16 protein-coding genes are annotated in these 19,228 nt (G+C 70.6%); 11 read left to right on the top strand and 5 right to left on the bottom strand.

Annotated features, from left to right (window positions below; translation table 11 throughout):
- Position 1 precedes the first annotated feature (1 nt).
- Both OG194_RS17955 and OG194_RS17950 read left to right on the top strand, forming a co-directional pair.
- Positions 2 to 1,714, top strand: coding sequence for a LamG domain-containing protein (locus tag OG194_RS17955; RefSeq protein ID WP_327401864.1), 1,713 nt, complete (start codon positions 2 to 4; stop codon positions 1,712 to 1,714).
- Between the two features lie 27 nt (positions 1,715 to 1,741).
- Positions 1,742 to 2,101 (top strand): hypothetical protein, encoded by a 360-nt coding sequence (locus tag OG194_RS17950; RefSeq protein ID WP_327401863.1) that lies wholly within the window; start codon positions 1,742 to 1,744, stop codon positions 2,099 to 2,101.
- Here the strand turns inward: OG194_RS17950 and OG194_RS17945 are convergent, their stop codons facing one another.
- Positions 2,102 to 3,004 carry an AraC family transcriptional regulator gene (locus tag OG194_RS17945; protein WP_327401862.1) on the bottom strand — a complete coding sequence of 301 codons (903 nt, stop codon included), beginning with the start codon at positions 3,002 to 3,004 and terminating at the stop codon, positions 2,102 to 2,104.
- 102 nt (positions 3,005 to 3,106) lie between these two features.
- On the opposite strand from OG194_RS17945, the gene OG194_RS17940 reads away from it, so the two are divergent.
- From OG194_RS17940 to OG194_RS17925, 4 genes are all read left to right on the top strand, one after another.
- Positions 3,107 to 4,042 (top strand): MBL fold metallo-hydrolase, encoded by a 936-nt coding sequence (locus tag OG194_RS17940; protein ID WP_327401861.1) that lies wholly within the window; start codon positions 3,107 to 3,109, stop codon positions 4,040 to 4,042.
- 44 nt (positions 4,043 to 4,086) lie between these two features.
- Positions 4,087 to 5,616 (top strand): serine/threonine-protein kinase, encoded by a 1,530-nt coding sequence (locus OG194_RS17935; RefSeq protein ID WP_327401860.1) that lies wholly within the window; start codon positions 4,087 to 4,089, stop codon positions 5,614 to 5,616.
- A 159-nt stretch (positions 5,617 to 5,775) separates the two neighbouring features.
- On the top strand, positions 5,776 to 7,407 hold the full coding sequence (locus OG194_RS17930) for a succinic semialdehyde dehydrogenase (protein WP_327401859.1): 1,632 nt from the start codon (positions 5,776 to 5,778) through the stop codon (positions 7,405 to 7,407).
- A 100-nt stretch (positions 7,408 to 7,507) separates the two neighbouring features.
- Complete coding sequence (locus tag OG194_RS17925) at positions 7,508 to 9,286, top strand: GMC family oxidoreductase (RefSeq protein WP_327401858.1); 1,779 nt, start codon at positions 7,508 to 7,510, stop codon at positions 9,284 to 9,286.
- Between the two features lie 92 nt (positions 9,287 to 9,378).
- On the opposite strand, the gene OG194_RS17920 is transcribed toward OG194_RS17925, so the two are convergent.
- A complete protein-coding gene (locus tag OG194_RS17920) occupies positions 9,379 to 10,389 on the bottom strand; it encodes an LAETG motif-containing sortase-dependent surface protein (protein ID WP_327401857.1) in 1,011 nt (336 codons plus the stop codon).
- 212 nt (positions 10,390 to 10,601) lie between these two features.
- Here OG194_RS17920 and OG194_RS17915 point away from each other — a divergent pair, with 212 nt between their 5' ends.
- Positions 10,602 to 11,792: a hypothetical protein gene (locus tag OG194_RS17915; protein ID WP_327401856.1), complete on the top strand. Its 1,191-nt coding sequence runs from the start codon at positions 10,602 to 10,604 to the stop codon at positions 11,790 to 11,792.
- 630 nt (positions 11,793 to 12,422) lie between these two features.
- Here OG194_RS17915 and OG194_RS17910 read toward each other — a convergent pair.
- The gene (locus OG194_RS17910; RefSeq protein WP_327401855.1) at positions 12,423 to 12,680 is read right to left on the bottom strand and encodes a chorismate mutase; all 258 of its coding nucleotides are present in this window, start codon (positions 12,678 to 12,680) and stop codon (positions 12,423 to 12,425) included.
- Between the two features lie 331 nt (positions 12,681 to 13,011).
- Here OG194_RS17910 and guaA point away from each other — a divergent pair, with 331 nt between their 5' ends.
- A complete protein-coding gene (gene guaA, locus OG194_RS17905; protein WP_327401854.1) occupies positions 13,012 to 14,583 on the top strand; it encodes a glutamine-hydrolyzing GMP synthase in 1,572 nt (523 codons plus the stop codon).
- A gap of 14 nt (positions 14,584 to 14,597) precedes the next feature.
- On the opposite strand, the gene OG194_RS17900 is transcribed toward guaA, so the two are convergent.
- Positions 14,598 to 15,071 (bottom strand): pyridoxamine 5'-phosphate oxidase family protein, encoded by a 474-nt coding sequence (locus OG194_RS17900; RefSeq protein WP_327401853.1) that lies wholly within the window; start codon positions 15,069 to 15,071, stop codon positions 14,598 to 14,600.
- A 232-nt stretch (positions 15,072 to 15,303) separates the two neighbouring features.
- On the opposite strand from OG194_RS17900, the gene OG194_RS17895 reads away from it, so the two are divergent.
- Positions 15,304 to 16,098, top strand: coding sequence for a class II aldolase/adducin family protein (locus OG194_RS17895; RefSeq protein ID WP_327401852.1), 795 nt, complete (start codon positions 15,304 to 15,306; stop codon positions 16,096 to 16,098).
- 5 nt (positions 16,099 to 16,103) lie between these two features.
- Here OG194_RS17895 and OG194_RS17890 read toward each other — a convergent pair whose 3' ends face one another.
- Positions 16,104 to 17,003: a DUF4429 domain-containing protein gene (locus OG194_RS17890; protein ID WP_327401851.1), complete on the bottom strand. Its 900-nt coding sequence runs from the start codon at positions 17,001 to 17,003 to the stop codon at positions 16,104 to 16,106.
- 209 nt (positions 17,004 to 17,212) lie between these two features.
- On the opposite strand from OG194_RS17890, the gene OG194_RS17885 reads away from it, so the two are divergent.
- Both OG194_RS17885 and OG194_RS17880 read left to right on the top strand, forming a co-directional pair.
- The gene (locus OG194_RS17885; RefSeq protein ID WP_327401850.1) at positions 17,213 to 18,493 is read left to right on the top strand and encodes a hypothetical protein; all 1,281 of its coding nucleotides are present in this window, start codon (positions 17,213 to 17,215) and stop codon (positions 18,491 to 18,493) included.
- A gap of 140 nt (positions 18,494 to 18,633) precedes the next feature.
- On the top strand, positions 18,634 to 19,164 hold the full coding sequence (locus tag OG194_RS17880) for a DoxX family protein (protein WP_327401849.1): 531 nt from the start codon (positions 18,634 to 18,636) through the stop codon (positions 19,162 to 19,164).
- Positions 19,165 to 19,228 lie beyond the last annotated feature (64 nt).

The raw sequence follows: 19,228 nt of genomic DNA, 5'->3' as shown, positions 1-19,228 counted from the left end.
CATGAGGACGTCCAACTGGAGACGCACCGGGGTGACCTGTGCCGCCGTGGCACTGACCGCGGCCGCCATGACCGGAGTCGCGACCGCGGCCGACGACACCGAGGCACCGCAGGCGCCGGTCGTCTCGTCGCAGGAGTATCCGGACGACTCGAACGAGCATGACGGGACCGGCAGTTACGGCACGTTCGTCATCGACTCGGCGTCCGACGACGTGGTGTCGTACCGCTATGAGTGGATGGGCGGCTCCCAGCAGACCCTCACGGCGGCCGAGCCCGGCGCCGCGGTCTCCCTCCGCTGGCTGCCGCAGACGCGCGGAGTCACGTATCTCTCCGCCCAGGCGCTCGACGCCGCAGGGAACGTCAGCGCCAGTACGACCTACTTCGTCCGGGTCAAGGCGGGCCGGGCGGCGGTCTCCCACTGGGACCCGCAGAGCAACTCAGGCTCAGGCACGGACACCGGCACCGGCGTCACCCTCGACGCACAGGGCCCCACCGGGACGGACATCACCTCCGCCGCCCGCTTCGACGGCACGGACGAGGCGTACGTGACGCTCGACTCCGCGGTGGACACGGCGAAGATCTTCTCGGTCGGCGCGTGGGTCCGGCCGGACGCGCTCGACAGCGACATGACCGCCGTGAGCCAGGCGGGCTTCTCCCTGGGCGCGGCGACGAACTCGACGACCGGCGCCCCCACTTGGTCCTTCGCACTGCCCACTGAGGGCGGCGGCACCGCACGCGTCACCGGCGGTTCGCCGGAAGTGGGCGAGTGGGCCCACCTCGTCGGCGTGTACGACGCCGAGCAGCACACGGCCCGGTTCTACGTCGACGGAGACCTCGTCGGCACCGCCGAGAACACGGTCGCGACCGGCGGCACGGGCACCCTGCGGCTCGGCGCGGGCAGCGACACCACCACCGCGCACTGGCACGGCCTCCTCACCCAAGTGAACGTCTGGGACCGGGTGTTCGTCCCGGACGAGATCACGGCCGCCGCCACCCGCACCCCGCAGCGCCAGGGCTACTGGGACCTGGAGACGGCGCCCGGCGGCAGGAGCCCCGAGTTCGCGGGCGGCGACCCGCTCACGCTGGTCGGCGACGCGTCGATCTACACGGGCACCGACGACTGCGACGTGAACCCCGACTGCACCCCGGCGCTGTACCCGATGGTGGGCTCCGGCAACCTGCTCCTGGACGGTGACGGCGACTACGCCACGACACCGGACGCGGTACGCCCGTCCGACGCGGGCTTCTCGGTGACGGCCCACGTGCGCCTCGACGAGGACACGGCCACGCACGACATGACGGTCCTGTCCCAACCCGGCGAGCACACCGACCTGTTCACCCTGCGCTACGTCGCCGCGTCCAGGTCCTGGGAGGCCGTGGTCGCCCACGCGGACAGCGCCGGCGCGCCGACCACGACGGTCAGCGCGCCCGTCGCGCCGTTCGGGTGGGGGCAGGACGAGTTCCTCGCGGTGGTCTACGACGAGCGGGCCGACCAGCTGCGGCTCTACGTGGACTACGACTACGCCGCGGACACGGCGAGTGTCACCGGCAAGGACACCTGGACGCCCACCGGCGACCTCCAGGTCGGCCGGAGCGTCACGGCGGACGGGGGCACGGACTACCTGGCCGGTGAGATCGACGAGGTCCACACCTACGCCGGAGTGCTGGACCAGACGCGGCTCGCGATGTTGAGAGCGGGCGGCACGGACGTCTGACCGGGCGCCGGAAGCGGGGAGGTGGCGGTGCGGTCGCAGCAGGAGAACACGACGGGGCAGGACGACCTGGCGCTCGCGAGCATGCGCGCGCTCGGTGACCGTGGTCTGCCGCAGGACGTGATCGACGTGCGCGCGGCCTGCCGCCACCACTCCGTGATCGAGCTGGAGCAGTCGGCACTCGGGGCCGACGGCCCGGACTTCGATCTCTTCGGCCTGCGCGACCGGCTGGAGAGTGTCGTGTGGGTGAGCGACGAGGAGTTCGCGGCGCACGGGCTCGACGCGGCGGAGACCGCGGAGTTGAGGCGCTGGGCCCTGGAGTGGGAGTCCGATCTCGGGCTGCGGCTCGCGGAGGAGTACGACGACGGCCCGGACGGCGAGAACGGGTAGCTACGAACTCCCCGCCGATACCCGGTACTTGCCGGGCGTCACCCCGAACTCCCGGCTGAACGCGTGCGACAGCGCATACGGGCTGCCGTACCCCGCATCCCGCGCCACCGCCGCCAACGAGGCGTCCGTGTCCCGCAGTCGCGTCGCCGCCAACGTCAGCCGCCACCACGTCAGATACGCCATCGGCGCCCGCCCCACCAGCGCGGTGAACCGGCGGGCCAGCGTCGCCCGGGACACGCCCGCCGCGGCGGCCAGCCGGTCGTTGGTCCAGGGGGCGGCGGGGTCCGAGTGCAGGGCCCGGAGCGCGGCCGTGGTCACCGGGTCGCTCAGCACGGACGGCCAACTGCCCGTCTCCGCCTCGGACATCCACGCCCGCACCATGTAGATGAGCAGCAGATCGAGCAGACTCGGCAGCGCCAGGCAGGCCCCCGGCCGTCGTTCGTCGAGTTCGTTCGCCAACAGGTCGACGGCAGACCGGAGTTCGGGATAACGGCCGACCCGGTTCGGCAGATGGACCACCTCCGGCAGCTCCGCCATCAGTGGATGCGTCCGGCTCCGGTCCAGCCGGTACTTCCCGCACAGCAACTCGACCTCGCGCCCGTCCCCGGCGTCCCCGTCCGGCCGCCGCATCTCCTCGAACGGCACCGCACGCGCCGTGTCCCCGGGCGAGTCCGCCAGCACGTGTCCCGCACCGTGCGGCAGCAGTACGACGTCCCCCGCGCCCAGCGTCACCGGTTCACCGCCCGTGTCGGGCACCAGCCAGCAGCCGCCCGCCAGCACGACATGGAACCCGGCACCCTCGTACGGCGCGAGCCGCGTGCACCAACCGCCGCTCACGCGCAGGCGGTTGGAGGAGGGCCGCCCGGTCCGTACGGCGGAGATCGCGTCGCTCACCACGTCCATGCGGCCAGGTTACGCGAAAGGGGCGCCGGTGAGCCGTATGCGTATCCGAACGAGCAATTCACGCATTGAGACACTCGCACTGCCCTTCCTAGGCTTGGTTCCATGACCGAGGACAACGCACAGACCCAACTGAACGACACACAGACCCAGCTGAACGACGCGCAGACCTTCCCCATCGGCGACGTCGAAGTGATCCGCGTCGTCGAGTGGGCGCGGCCCTACGCCCCCGCCCGCACCCTCGTCCCGGACCTGCCGCCCGGCGTCTGGCAGGAGCACCGCGAGACGCTCGCCCCCGACCACTGGGACCCCGAGACCGACCGCGCGGTCGTGGCGCTCCAGACCTGGGTGGTGCGCAGCGCCGGACGGACCGTGCTCGTGGACACCGGGGTCGGCAACGGGCGGGAACGGCCCGGCAATCCGCTGTTCCACATGAGCCAGGGCGACCTGCCGGGGCGGCTGGCGCGGGCCGGTGTGCGGCCGGAGGAGGTCGACGTCGTCGTCAACACGCACATCCACGGCGACCACGTCGGCTGGAACACCCATGACGTGGACGGGAGTTGGGTGCCACTGTTCCCCAACGCGCGCTACCTCCTCCCCGCCGCCGACGACTTCCACTTCGGGCCCGAGAACAACTACGGCGGTGCGGTACGGCCCGACGACCGCCTGACCTACGAGGACAGCGTCGCGCCCGTGCACCGCGCCGGGTTGGCGACCCTGTGGGACGGCACGTACCGCGTCGACGAGCAGCTGACGTTGGAGTCGGCGCCGGGGCACACGCCCGGTTCGTCCGTGCTCCGGGTCGCCTCCGGTGGTGAACGGGCCGTGTTCGTCGGGGACTTGCTGCACAGCCCCGTCCAGATTCCGCATCCGGAGTGCAGCAGCTGCTTCTGCCTCGATCCCCGGCAGGCCGCGGACAGCCGTCGGCGTGTGCTCGAACGGGCCGCTGACGAGCGGGAGTTGGTGATCCCGGCGCACTTCGGCGGTACCGGTGTCGCGGAGGTGCGGCGGGTGGGCGACACGCTGGTGCTCGGGAAGTAGGACGCGCGTCGACAAGGCCGTACCGGGCACGGTACTGATGGGGCATGAGCGAAGTCGGCGAACAGGTGCGCGACGGACGTCTGGTCGGCGGTCGCTACCGGCTGCTCGAACGGATCGGCTCCGGCGGCATGGGCACCGTATGGCGGGCCTTCGACGAACTCGTGGACCGCGAAGTCGCCGTCAAACAACCGCGGTTGCCCGGCGACCCGGAGGACGAGGAGTTCCAGCGCGCCGCCCACCGGCTCTACCGCGAGGCCCGCGCCGCCGCCCGGGTCGACCATCCCTCCGCCGTCGCCATCCACGATGTCGTCATCGAGGACGAACTCCCGTGGATCGTCATGGAGTTGGTGCGCGGCGAGTCCCTGCACGAACTGCTCAGACGCGGCCCCCTCACCCCCGCCGACGCCGCCCGCATCGGCCGCGCCGTCCTCGGCGCCCTGTGCGCCGCGCACGCCGTGGGGATCGTGCACCGGGACGTGAAACCGGCCAACGTCCTGCTCGGCCCGCACGACCGCGTCGTCCTCACCGACTTCGGCATCGCCCACATCCAGGGCGAGGAATCCCTCACCGCCAGCGGGGAGTTCGTGGGCTCGCTCGAATTCATCGCCCCCGAGCGCATGTCGGGCACCGGCGCGGGACCGGCCTCCGACCTCTGGTCCCTGGGTGTCCTCCTGTACGCGGCCGTCGAAGGGGCATCTCCCTTCCGGCGTACGACCGTTGAGTCCACCCTCGGCGCGATCCTCGCCGGCGAGCCACCCGAGCCGACCCGCGCGGGACCTCTCGGGCCGCTGCTCGTACGGATGTTGGCGCGGGACCCGGAGGAACGGCCCGGGGCGGAGGAGGTCGGCGCGGTACTGGACGCGGTGGCCGAGGGGAAGGACGTACCGGAGCCGACGGTCATCGCGGTCCCGCGCGATGCGGTGCGCGAGGCGGAGCCCAGGGAGGTGCCCGAGGCGGAGCCCGGGGAGGTGCCTGAGGGTGCCGCGTCCGTCCCCGAGGCCGTACCGGAACCGAGAACGGAGCCCACGTCCCGCCCCCGGCGCCCCAGGCCTCGCCGTGCCCTTCTCATCGCGGCCGGGGCGCTCCTGGCGGCGGGCCTGGTCTTCGGCACGGTCGTCGGCAACCTCATGGACACCGGCAGCTCCTGGACCGCGCACCGGGAGAAGGCGTCGTCCGCCGTCCTCTCCCTCCCGCCGCACTACAAGCGGCTCGACGCGCGGACGGCGGCCGGCGGCCGGATCGTCGTCTACGGCACCGGCACCCTCCGCGTCCGCCTCACCGAATGGGACGGGGCCACCGGCTCACCCCTCAACGAGGCCAAGACCCTGAGCGTCGGCACGTCCCGCCCCCAGTACACCCGGACCAGCTTCCGCGGGAACAAGGACGCCGTCCTCCTCGACACCACCTACCAACAGTCCGGCGTCCCCACCCGCATCATGGCCCTGATCATCCGCACCGCGGACGGCCGTATGTACGAACTGCGCGTGGACATGCCCAAGGGCACCCCGGACGAGAAGAAGGGCACCGCGCTCTTCAAGGGCGCCCGCGCCCGGCTCGCGCTCACGGAAAAGTGATCCGGCGGCGGTCCGGTGGCGATCCGATGGTGATCATCCCCGTACAACGCCCTGATCAGGGCGTTCGTTGCCAGTGATCGCTGGCGTGATGTGAGTACTGGGTGAATCCCGATTACCGACGGGTACCCAAACCTCCCCTCGCGGCATACCCTGCCGCACATGACGGACTCGCAGGCCCCGGAAAAGACCGGTACGGAAACGACGACCGGCACGAACCCCCTCGCGCCGGCCCCCACAGGCGCCCGTACCGCCGCCGATGTGGTCACCCCGGAGCTGGTCGCCCAGCTCACGAAGGGTGTGGTCGGCTCCGGCCGGACCGCCAACCACTCGCCGTTCACCGGTGAGAAGTTGGCGGATCTGCCCGAGTCCACCCCCGAGGACGTGGCGAAGGCCTTCGACGCGGCCCGCGCCGCGCAGGCCCTGTGGGCGCGGACGCCGGTACGGCAGCGCGCGGCCGTCCTGCTCCGCTTCCACGATCTCGTCCTCGCCCGCCAGGCCGAGGTCCTCGACCTGATCCAGCTGGAGACCGGCAAGGCGCGGCTGCACGCGCACGAGGAGGTGCAGGCCGTCGCGGTCGCGGCCCGCCACTACGGCCGCAAGGCCCCCGCCTACCTCAAGCCGAAGCGGCACACCGGCGCCGTCCCGACCCTCACCAAGGTCACCGAACTCCGGCACCCGCGCGGGGTAGTTGGGCAGATCGCCCCCTGGAACTACCCGTTCGAACTCTCCGTCGGCGACGCGCTCCCGGCCTTCGCCGCGGGCAACGCCGTCGTGATGAAGCCGGACACCGAGACCTGCCTCACCGCCCTGTGGGCCCGCGACCTCCTCATCGAGGCCGGCCTGCCCGCCGACGTCTTCCAGGTCGTCCTCGGCGAGGGCCCGGTCGTCGGCCCCGAGGTCGTCAAGCACGCCGACTACGTCTCCTTCACCGGCTCCACCCGCACAGGGCGCGAGGTCGCGCAGGCCGCCGCCGCCCGCCTCATCGGCGTCTCCCTCGAACTCGGCGGCAAGAACGCCATGGTGGTCCTGGAGGACGCCGACATCGAGAAGGCGGCGGCGGGCGCGGTCCGCGCCTGCTTCTCCTCCGCCGGCCAACTCTGCGTCTCCATCGAGCGGTTGTACGTCCACGAGTCGATCGCCGACACCTTCCTGGAGCGCTTCGCCGCCCGCACCAAGGCGATGCGCCTCGGCACGTCCCTCGCGTACGGCGCGGACATGGGATCGCTGGCAGGGGAACGCCAGTTGGAGTCGGTCACCCGCCACGTGGACGAGGCGGTCGCCAAGGGCGCGAAGGTGCTGGCCGGTGGCGTCGCCCGCCCGGACATCGGCCCGTACTTCTTCGAGCCCACCATCCTCGACGGCGTCGAGGCCCCCATGGCCGTCTGCGCCGAGGAGACCTTCGGCCCGGTCGTCTCCGTCTACCGCTTCAAAACGGAGGACGAGGTGGTGGCGGAGGTCAACTCCACCCCGTACGGCCTCAATTCCTCGGTCTGGACGAAGAGCGGCAGCCGGGGCCGCGCCATCGCCGCCCGCCTCAGCACCGGCACGGTCAACGTCAACGAGGGCTACGCCTCCGCCTACGGCAGCGTCCAGTCCCCGATGGGCGGCATGAAGGACTCCGGCCTCGGCCGCCGCCACGGCTCCGAGGGCATCCTCAAGTACACAGAGGCCCAGACGATCGCCCAGCAGCGGTTGTTGCCGATGGCGCCTTCACTGGGAATGACCGACGAGGCGTACGCGCAGTTCATGAGCCGCAGTCTCCGGGCAATGAAGGCATTCAGGCTCAGGTGAGTGTCTTTTAGGGGCGCGGGACTGTATCGATATGCGGCTCCGCCGCGTGGGCGCGCCCAGCCACACACGACCCGCAGCGAATCTCAATGAGGAGAACACGTTGTCGCAAGATGCCTACGACTATGACGTCCTCGTCGTCGGCTCCGGCTTCGGTGGTTCAGTAACCGCCCTCCGCCTGACCGAAAAGGGCTACAGCGTCGGCGTGTTGGAAGCAGGCCGCCGCTTCACCCCGTCGACGCTCCCCAAGAACTCCTGGGACCTCAAGAACTACCTCTGGGCCCCCAAGCTCAACATGTACGGCATCCAGCGCATCCACCTGCTGGGCAACGTCATGGTCCTCGCCGGCGCAGGCGTGGGCGGCGGCTCCCTCAACTACGCCAACACCCTCTACGTCCCCCCGAAGCCGTTCTTCGAGGACCCCCAGTGGCGCGAAATCACCGACTGGGAAGAGGAGTTGACCCCGTACTACGACCAGGCCCGCCGCATGCTCGGCGTACGCCTGAACCCGACGATGACCCCGTCGGACGTCCACCTGAAGGCCGCGGCCCAGCGAATGGGCGTGGGCGACACCTTCCACATGGCCCCCGTCGGCGTCTTCTTCGGCGACGGCAAGGACGCCGAGGGGACAGCGAAGGCGCGCCCCGGCGAACAGGCCGCCGACCCGTACTTCGGCGGCGCGGGCCCGGACCGCAAGGCCTGCACCGAGTGCGGCGAGTGCATGACGGGCTGCCGGCACGGCGCCAAGAACACCCTGAACGAGAACTACCTCTACCTCGCCGAGAAGGCGGGCGCGAAGGTCCACCCGATGACGACGGTCGTGTCGGTCACGGACGACTCGCAGGGCGGCTACGCGATAGCCACCCTGCCCACGGACGCGAGGAAGTCGTCGAAGGGCCACACCTTCAAGGCCCGCCAAGTCGTCCTCGCCGCCGGCACCTACGGCACTCAGACCCTCCTGCACCGCATGAAGGCGGGCGGTCAACTGCCGTACCTCTCCGAGAAGTTGGGTGAGCTGACCCGCACCAACTCGGAGGCGTTGGTCGGCGCCCAGACGAACAACCGCCGTTACCGCAAGGCGACCGGCACCCGGCAGGTCGACTTCACGCGCGGGGTCGCCATCACGTCCTCGATCCACCCCGACGAGAACACCCACATCGAACCGGTCCGCTACGGCAAGGGCTCCAACTCGATGGGCGGCCTCTCCATCCTCCAAGTCCCGTACGCGGAGGGCTCGTCGAGGGCACTGGGCTGGCTGGCGAACGCGGCGAAGCACCCTCTCCTGGTCCTGCGTTCGCTCTCCAACCGGCATTGGTCGGAGCGGACCATCATCGGCCTGGTGATGCAGTCGCTGGACAACTCCCTGACGACGTACCTGAAACCGGACGGCGTCGGCAAGGGGCTGTTGACGGCCCGTCAGGGACACGGCGCCCCCAACCCCAAGCAGATCAGGGCGGCTTCGGAGGGCGCGGCGGCGATCGCCGCCGAGATCAACGGCTTCGCGGGCTCCAACGTCGGCGAGTTGATGGGCACCCCGCTCACCGCCCACTTCCTCGGCGGCTGCCCCATCGGCGCCTCCCGCGAGACCGGCGTGATCGACCCGTACCACCGCCTCTACGGCCACGCCGGCATCTCGGTCGTCGACGGCTCGGCGGTCTCCGCGAACCTCGGCGTCAACCCGTCCCTCACCATCACGGCACAGGCCGAGCGCGCGATGTCGTACTGGCCCAACAGGGGCGAGCCGGACCGGCGCCCGGAGCAGGGGCTGTCGTACGAACGCCTGACGCCGGTGGAGCCGCGTCAACCCGCGGTCCCCGAGGGCGCGTTCGGCGCGCTGAAGCTGCCGTTCTTGGGGATACCGACGGTGCCGCCCAAGTCGTAGCCGATCAGCGGTACTTGAACGGTCGGCACAAGCAGAAGGACCTGCGCCCCCCTCCGAGCGCAGGTCCTTCTGCTTGTGCGGCGAGCCGCGTGTTACGCGCTCGCCCCGCTCTTGCGTCGACGCACCATGACCACCGCGGCGGCACCCGCGACGACGGCGGCGCCGCCGACGAGGCCGATCACCGGGAGCGCGGAACTGGAGCCGGTCTCGGCGAGGTTGCCGGTCGGGAGGTCGGAGACCTCGCCCTGCGGCTTCTTCACCGAGGTGTCCTTGTCACCGGTGCTCGGGGTGGCGGTGCCCGGGTCGGTGTTGGTGGAGCCGGCCTTCAGGACCTCGAAGTCGTACTGGGCCCAGCCCTCGGCGATGCAGTCCTGGCCCTTGACGTTGTCGAGGTAGGCGCCGGAGCCGAAGGAGTAGGCGTCGCCGGCCGGGGCCTTCGCGCTGATGCTGACGCGCAGGTCGACGGTCTCGCTCTTCCCGGACTTCAGGGCGTTGATGTAGAAGAAGTAGTCGCCGGCCCACTCGTCGTTGCCGATGCGGTCCCACTTGCCGGACTCGGGGTTCTTGAACTCCAGGTCCACGTACGGGCTCAGGAACTTCGACTCGTCGAGCTCGTAGTTCTCGACCTCTGCGTAGAAGGCGACGCCGTCGACCGTGGTCTTCGACTTGTTCGTGACGGTCAGCTTGAAGCTGTGGAAGCCGTCGCCCGCGACGATCTTGCCCGGCAGGCCCTTGATGTCCGCGGACACCTTGGCGTCGGAGAAGTCCTCGTCCAGGTCCTCGCAGAACGGCACGTCCGGGTCGGTCGGCTCCTCACTCGGCTCGGCCGAGGTGGACGGCGTGGCCGACGTGGAGGCGCTGTCGCTCGCCGAGGGCGAGGTCGAGCCGCTCGGCAGGGTGCTGCCGGACGGCGACGCGGAGTCGGAGCCGGACGGCGTCGGGGAGACCGAGTCGGACGGCGAAGCGGAGACGGACTCGCTCGCGCTGTCGCTCGGGGTCGGCGACGCCGAGTCCTCCGCGAACGCGGCGGGCGCGGAGAGCAGGGCGAGCGGAGCGATGACGGCCGTCGCGGCCGCCGCGGCCATGGCACGGCGCAGCTTCATGAAGTCCTCGGGAAGTCCGGTGTGCTGCGGCAGCGCAGCACGCTGGGCGGAGGGCTCCGCGTGTGGGGCGCGGGTGTGGCCCTTGGGTATGCAGGTGAGACCCGGGAAACCTGCGAACGGTTGTGCCCACTCTCACCGGATTCTTATGTGGGCTGTGTCACACCCAAGTTCTTCTTGTGAACAGGCTTTCGGAACGTCTAGAACTTGGGGACGTGTCTGACAAGCCTTCAGAGGAACCTTCCTCGACCCCGGAGATCCCCGACGATGTCTGGGAACAGTTCGCCCGCGACACGGAGCGCGACATCCGTGCCTCCGCCCCCAAGGAACCGTCCGCCCGCGCCCGTGAGGTGACCGAGCGGCTGAAGCAGGACGAGAGCAAGAAGAAGGGGAAGGCCAAGCGCCAGGAGCCCGAGGGGTGGCGGACCGGTCCAGCCTGGCAGGAGATGAACGGGCGGGCCCGGCGCAGGCGCCGCGCGTGGGCCGTGATCGGCGTGCCGCTCGCGATCGCCGTCGCCGTGGTCGCGATGAGGCCGTCGCTCATACCCGGCGACCCGTTCGGCAAGAGCGACGGCGGCAAGGACGGCCCGGACGCCGCCGCGGCCTCCCCGCTCGCGCCGGAAACGGCCGCCCCGACCGCCGCGCCCTCCGCCGTGGACCCCGAAACCCCCACCCTGGACCGGCCGTTCGCCGGTTCACCCGCGCTGAACTGGGCGGACGGCGCTGCCGGTATCGTCCTGCCGCAGGCGAAGGCCGTGGGTGTCTTCTCGAAGGGTCAGGTCCAACTCGCCCTGAAGCAGGCCGAGAAGCTCCTCGTCGACGCCAACCTCCGCCCGAAGACGATCGCCGGCGCCCGCCCGACCGCCGCGCTCGCGGTGCTGGACCCGAAACAACCCGGCCTGATCGCCGAGTTGAACACATCCCTGAGCACCCCGACCAAGGCCCACGACCCACTGATGATGTTCAGCCGCTTCGCCCCCAAGGACGTACGGCTCGTCGGTGACGTCGTGAAGACCCGCGGCCGGATCACGTTCAAGAAGGGCGAGCACTCCGGCGTCCTGATCCACGCCGACTACACCTTCGTCTACCCGGTCGTCCGCACCGACGGCTCCACCGAGGTCACCCGCACCATCGTCCGCCGCGTGCTCGACCTCCAACTCCTCGACCCCGCCCGCTACCAGGTCACCTCCGGCCGGCTCAGCGTCCTCACCTATAACGCGGACTTCGGCAACAGCGCCTGCGACGTCTACGACGGCTACTTCCACCCGGGCTTCTCCTCGCCCTCCTCGGCGGAACCCACGGGAGCCGCGCCGTCCGGCCCGACGACGGACCCGTACGACCGGAGCAAGGGGATCGGCGAGGGCGAGGGCGAGAACGAGACATGCGGGACGGTGAGCCGAACTTAGGGACAGGGAGCCCGACTTGACGCCGTTGCGGTGATGGGCGGTTGAGGGCAAGCGAAGGGCCCCGCGGGACGGAGCCGCGGGGCCCTTCTCCGTCAGCACCGACGTCAGGGCAGCGCCGGTGCCTGGGAGCGGCGCCGGGGGGTTGCGCCGCTTGTCTCAAGTGCCCTGGGTCGGCGCCCCGGCGCACACGGGGCGCGCGCTTGGTCTCGACCTTTGGCGGGGGTCCGGCAGAGGGACAGTGCACTGCAATGCGGTTGTCTGCATGGGGACTTGGGGCTCGGGGAAGCCTCAGGGTCCTCTACGCATCGTGCTGGATGGACGCGGCCTCCGCAACCGTTCGATCCGGCTTTGTGCATTTTTGCAGTTTCCGCCGGGCGGCCCCGGGCGTCCCCGGAGCCGACCGTTCTCTTGGGTGACCGGGCCGCTGTCCCCTGCCGTCCGGTCACGACCCTGGAGCGAGGTCCCACGACGCACGGCACGATCCGTACGTCTCATCGCCCCAGCCGAGCCACGCGTGGTTCTTTCGGGCCCGCCCCTGGCTGGCGCGGACACCACCCCCAACGAAACGGTTCGCCAGGCGGTCACGCGCCGTACGGGTGAGAGCGGCACCGAATTCAGATACGACCGGCCTCAGATACGACCCCGGGACAGTTCGAGCAACGTCATGGCCAGCGAGGTACCGGGCTTGCCGAGCGCCGCACTGTAGTGGCTGAGGATCTCGTTCTCCCGGGTAAGGCTCACCCGCCGCCCACCCGACGCGATCCGCGCCTCCTGGACGACGGCGGACACGGCGACCCGTTCCTGGATGAGACCGATGATCCGGTCGTCCAGGGCGTCGATGCGCTCCCGGGCATCGGCGATGGTCTGCTCGGGCGTGGTGGTGGTCATAAGGATCTCCTCGTCGCGGAACGGCCACCCCCGACCGACAACCCCCGGAAAACGACAGGCGCCCCGGGCCTTGTCGGCCCGGGGCGCCTGGAAAGTCGCTCGTCAGTAACTCAAGCAGCTCGACCATGGCAGCCGGCGGGCCGGTTGCCATAGGTAAAGAGGGAGGTCGGGTGCGTGAGCATGGGGCGAGTATGGCACAGGCCCGGGGCGGAGCCCTCGGGGACGACCAGGTGACCCACCCGAGCCTCGTCACACAGGCACGACCAGGTGCCCCACCCGAGCCCCGTTAGAATCGATGACCAGAACCCCGCCCAACCGCCGGAAGGCCCCCGTGTCAGCAGCGACCCCCGCCCCCGACACCGTCCTGGTCGTCGACTTCGGCGCGCAGTACGCCCAGCTCATCGCCCGCCGCGTCCGCGAGGCCCGGGTCTACAGCGAGATCGTGCCGAGCACCATGCCGGTCGCCGAGATGCTCGCCAAGAACCCGGCGGCGATCATCCTCTCCGGCGGCCCCTCGTCGGTGTACGCGGAGGGCGCCCCCCGCCTGGACCGCGAACTCTTCGACGCCGGCGTCCCCGTCTTCGGCATGTGCTACGGCTTCCAGCTGATGGCCACGACCCTCGGCGGCACCGTCGACAACACGGGCGCCCGCGAGTACGGCCGTACGGAACTGCACGTCTCCAAGTCGTCCTCCACCCTCTTCGAAGGCACCCCGGACGAGCAGTCGGTGTGGATGTCGCACGGCGACGCCTGCTCCGCCGCCCCCGAGGGCTTCACGGTCAGCGCGTCCACGGACGTCGTCCCGGTCGCCGCCTTCGAGAACGACGAGAAGAAGCTCTACGGCGTCCAGTACCACCCCGAGGTCATGCACTCCACGCACGGCCAGCAGGTCCTGGAGCACTTCCTGTACCGGGGCGCGGGCCTCACCCCGAACTGGACCACCGGCAACGTCATCGACGAGCAGGTCGCCGCGATCCGCGAGCAGGTCGGCGACAAGCGCGCGATCTGCGGTCTGTCCGGCGGTGTCGACTCCGCCGTGGCCGCCGCCCTCGTCCAGAAGGCGATCGGTTCCCAGCTGACCTGCGTGTACGTCGACCACGGTCTGATGCGCAAGGGCGAGACCGAGCAGGTCGAGAAGGACTTCGTGGCCGCGACCGGCGTACAGCTGAAGGTCGTGGACGCGGAGGAGCGCTTCCTCACCGCGCTCGCCGGGGTCTCCGACCCGGAGCAGAAGCGGAAGATCATCGGCCGCGAGTTCATCCGCGTCTTCGAGCAGGCGCAGGCCGAGATCATCGCGGACGAGGGCCCCGAGGTCGCGTTCCTGGTGCAGGGCACGCTCTACCCGGACGTCGTCGAGTCCGGCGGCGGCACCGGCACGGCCAACATCAAGTCCCACCACAACGTGGGCGGCCTCCCCGAAGACCTCGAATTCCAGCTCATCGAACCGCTCCGCAAGCTGTTCAAGGACGAGGTCCGGATGGTCGGCCAGGAGCTGGGCCTCCCGGACGAGATCGTCCAGCGCCAGCCCTTCCCGGGTCCCGGTCTCGGCATCCGCATCGTCGGCGAGGTCACCAAGGACCGCCTCGACCTCCTCCGTGAGGCCGACGCGATCGCCCGCGAGGAACTGACCGCGGCCGGCCTCGACCGCGACATCTGGCAGTGCCCGGTGGTCCTCCTCGCCGACGTCCGCAGCGTCGGCGTCCAGGGCGACGGCCGCACCTACGGCCACCCGATCGTCCTGCGCCCGGTCTCCTCCGAGGACGCGATGACCGCCGACTGGTCGCGTCTGCCGTACGACGTCCTCGCGAAGATCTCCACCCGCATCACGAACGAGGTCGCCGACGTCAACCGGGTCGTCCTCGACATCACGTCGAAGCCGCCGGGCACGATCGAGTGGGAGTAGGCCTTTCTTGAGGCTCAGGTCCGCTTGAGCGTGCGCACCGGTTTTCCGGGGTGCCAGACCTGAGTGACGAGATACGTCTCGTCCTCGACAAAGGTCCGCACGACCTCCGTCAGCTCGGTGCGGAAGAGGTGGAACGGCTCCGGCGGTTCCACCTCTTCCCTGTACGCCCCCTTCACCCCGGCATCCGTCACCTCCACCGCCCGCCCGCCGACCCGCACATCCCCGCCGCCCATCTCCGTACCCACCCCCGGATTGGCCTGGAGGGCGAACCGCGGATCGCGCCGCAGATCCAGCGCCTTGAGCGAGTCGGGCATCATCCCGAACCACAACTCCCCGTCCAGGAACCGCACTTCGATCCCGCTCGTCCGCGGCGACCCGTCCTTGCGCAGCGTCGCGAGGACGTGATGTGTGAGGGCCCCGAAGCGCTCCTCCACGGTCGCGGCGAGTTCGGGTTCCGCGGCGACGAATACCGCCCAGTTCGCAGTCATAGGACCACTGTCCCGCCGATACCCGACACCCACTGTCCGGATTCGCAAAGGACTGCGGGACGGACTCAGGACGGACTCGGTCGGGACTCGGTCGGGACTCGGGACGGCCCCAGAAAGCACTCGGAAGGCACCCGGCCCCGCTTGGTGCCGCATCTTTACAGAACACCACTGCCCTTTTCGCCTCACCGACGGTAACTTCCGCCGGTAACAGGAACCCAGTGCTGGAGGACCGATGCACGGGCCGACACCGCCCTCCCCCCTGCCCACCGACCGGCTGCGGTTCGCCATGCCGCCGATGCACGAGTCGGTCGAGGACGAACGCCGGCACCGCAAGGAACGGCTCGCGGGCGCCCTGCGCCTGTTCGGCCGGTACGGCTTCGAGGACGGGGTCTCGGGGCACATCACCGCCCGCGACCCCGAGTTCACCGACTGCTTCTGGGTCAACCCCTTCGGGATGCCCTTCCGGCACGTCACCGTGACCGATCTGGTGCTGGCCAACTCGGACGGCCAGGTGCTCCAGGGCCGCCACCATGTCAACCAGGCCGCGTTCACCGTGCACTCGCAGGTCCACGCCGCCCGCCCGGACGTCGTCGCGGTCGCCCACTGCCACTCCGTGCACGGCCGCGCGCTCTCCGCCCTCGGCGACTTCCTCGACCCGATCAGCCAGGAGAGCTGCGCCTTCTACGAGGACCACGCGCTCTACGACGCCTACAGCGGGGTCTCCGTCGACGCCGAGGAGGGCAAGCGGATCGCCGCAGGGCTCGGCTCGCGCAAGGCGCTCGTGCTGCGCAACCACGGACTGCTCACCGTGGGCGACTCGGTGGACGCGGCGGCCTGGTGGTTCCTGTCCATGGAACGCTCCTGCCAGGTCCAGCTCCTCGCGAAAGCGGCCGGCCGTCCTCTCCTCATCGACCACAAACTCGCCGTCGCCACCCGCGAACAGACCGGCGGTGACCTCGTCGCGTGGATCAACTACCAGCCCCTGTGGCAGGACATCAGCCGCTGCGAACCGGACCTCCTCAGCTGAGGCCCCTACCGGAAACCCCGCAGCACCGCCGCCTTGGTCATCGTGAACTCCTCGTCGGTGAGCACCCCTTCCCGGTGCAGCTCCCCCAACTCCCGCAGCCTGCGCAGGAGTACGTCGTGATGGTCGGCCGGCGGCGGGACGAGGGCCGCCCGTCGGGGCCGGTCCGCGAACTCGCCCTCGTCGCGTTCGTGTTCCCGGGCCGATGGATGCGGCAGCCGCGCGGTCACCGCCGTCGCGACCAGTGCCGTGAGCAGGTCCCGGCGGGTGCTGCCCCACAGATCGAGGGCGTACGGGTCCTTCTCCGGCGGCAGTTTGGAGAACACCGTCTCGCGGGTCACGAACCGCATGAACCCATCCTCGTAACCGCAGTTGGGCAGCCACTCCACCTGGACGAGGTCGCCCACGGCGACTATGCGCGGCCCGGTGGCCCGCTTGACGCGCTCCGAGGTGTCGGACCAGTCGATGCGCACCTGGGCGCCGTCGAACGACACCGTGCCGTCGGACGAGCGCACCGAGACCGGCACCGGCGGGCCCGGCAGGAGATACGCCTTGGTGGGGTCCTTGGGGATCTGGTCGAGGAGCAGCCCGTGCCGGATCTCCTCCGCCACGTACTCGGCCACCCCGGACCGGTCGATGTCCACGATCAGCCGGTACGGATCCGCCGCGTCCGGCAGCCGGCCGCCGGTCGCCTGGAGCAGCGGGTCGGCGCCCTCGCGCAGCCTCAGCCGCAGTCGGCCACGCTTGCGTTCGGGTTCGTAGACGACGCCCGCGACGGCTTCGAGGGGCACGGCGATCTCCCCGTACGTCTGCCGGAACAGTGGCACGGAGCGGTGAAGTCCCGGCGTGATACGGACCGTTGTGCCGTCGAAGGCCCAGGTCCCGTCGCGCTGGATGATCTCGGCCATAGGGAAATTCTCGCAGCCGGGTCAACACGGCGGCCGTCACTTCACCCGCGCTGACCAGACCTGCCGGACGCGGGCCGTGTCCCGTAGGGCACAATCCGCTGTTGTCGTGCGGGAGTTGCAAGGCGGTGGCCAAAGGCTTCGGAGCCGGCCGCCGAACGTGAGGGTCCGGGGTCGCGGGCCGAGGGGCATGGGGAAGGCAGGCGTCGGGCGTGGCGGTGCAGGAGGCGAGACAGGGCGGCGAGCACGTCGGTGCCCACGGAGGCGGCTGCACCTGCGGGGACTGCCCGCACGGAGCACGCGAGGGGCATCGGCGCGCGGTCGCCGCGTTCCTCGTCAAGCGGGACGGCTTCGCGGCCGGCGAGGGCCTGCCCGCGGCGGTGGCGCACTCGGTGTCCGCCTCCCGGCAGTGGGTCTCGGACGAACTGACCCAGTCAGCCGACGTCGTCGCCGAACGCGGCCGCGCCGAGGGCGGCGCCTGGCTGGCCCGCCTGTGGCACCGCACGGCCTTCGCGGTGTGGAGCGCCTTCGTCGTGCTGCTCCTGGTGCAGGCGCTCACCGCGATCGGCGCCGGCTGGACGGCGGCTCGCACGGCCGGACTGCTCGCCGCGCTCGTGGTCGCCGGTGCGCTGACGGCGGCCTCCTGGTTCCACCGAGCCCGTGGCGGTGCGCTGGCCCCGGTCATCGGTGAGGACAACCGGCTGTCGACCTCCCGTGCCGTGGCCGTCTCCTGGGTTCTGTTCGTGGCGTACGCGGTGCTGGTCCTGGCCGGCCGCCTCGCCGCCGCCTCCGACCACGCCGAACGCGACGCCCTCATCTCCGGCCTCGAACTCGCCCGCGGCGCCGGTGTGGTGACCGTCCTCGCCGTGGTCTGCGCGATCGCCGTGCTCGTCCGCCGGGTCGTCGGCCTGCGCGTGCTGGGCCAGCGGCTCCAGAAACTCCCCGCCGACCGCCCCCGCGCCGCCGACCTCCTCACCGACGACGCGGGCCGCGGCACCTTCGCCGACATCCAGTACGTCGCGATCAGCGCCGTGGCCCTCGTCTTCGTGGCCGTACGCCTGGCCCGCCGCCCCGACCAACTGCCCGACCTGCCCTGGGGATTGGCGGTCGTGGTGCTGATCTCGGCCGCGACATACCTGGCCGGCAAGTACGCGGAGGGCGGCCGCCCGGTCATCCTCTCCGTGGTGCGTTCCCGTGAGGCGGGCGACCTCGACGCCCCCATCCGCACCGGCGACGACATCGAGATCCGCGGCGCGGGCTTCGTACCCCCGGGCGCCCAGACCGCCGACCGGCTCTCCCGGATGGTCGTCCGGATCGGCCCGGTCAACGTCCACGTCCCGCTGGTCCCGGTCACCGGCGGCTTCTCCAACCCGACGGACACCCTCCTGACCGTCCCGGTCCCGGTCGACGTCGAACCCGGACGCGTGGAGGTACAGGTCGTGACCGCGGCGGGCGTGGAGACCAACGCCTGCGTCGTCGACGTCATGGACTGACGCCCTCGACGGGCCGCCCACCGAATGAGCCGTGCCAAGGTCGCGAAAACTGGTTGAAGAATCATTGAGCGGGTCCCCCTATTCGTACGTATGGTCTGTTGAGGGGTCACGGCACAGCAGGCGAGAGGCGGCCACGGGCGATGACTCACGGCACTCGAATGGATACGCAAACCCCATACCTAGACGGCGACCGGGGCTGGCGGGACACCGCCACCCGATACGCCCTGCTCCCATTGCGCGTCTTCCTCGGCGTCACCTTCATCTATGCAGGCCTGGACAAACTCACCGACAGTGCCTTCATGAAGTCCTCCGGCGCCGGTTCGATCGGCGAGACGATGCGCGCGGTCCGCGACTCGGCGGCGATCCCGGCCCTGGTGGACCTGTCCCTGAAGAACCCCGTCGGCTTCGGCTACGCCATCGCCTTCGGTGAACTCGCCGTCGGCATCGGCACGTTGATCGGCCTGCTGGCCCGCCTCGCCGCACTCGGCGGCGCGCTTATCTCGCTCAGCCTGTGGCTGACCATCAGCTGGGCCAACGACCCGTACTACTACGGCAACGACCTCGCCTACCTGATGGCCTGGCTGCCCCTAGTCCTCGCCGGCGCCTCGATGTTCTCCTTCGACGCGGTGATCCGCGGAAGGCGAAGGCAACGGACGGGCGGCTACCGGTAGCTCCCGAGGAGGGAGCCGCCGGCGGTGAATCCGCCGGGCTCCTTCCGGGCGGGCTGTCCGTACC

The sequence above is a fragment of the Streptomyces sp. NBC_01288 genome, assembly GCF_035982055.1.
Lineage (GTDB): Bacteria > Actinomycetota > Actinomycetes > Streptomycetales > Streptomycetaceae > Streptomyces.
The sequence above is the reverse complement of the archived record's forward strand: the minus strand, read 5'-3'. Positions and strand labels throughout refer to the sequence as shown.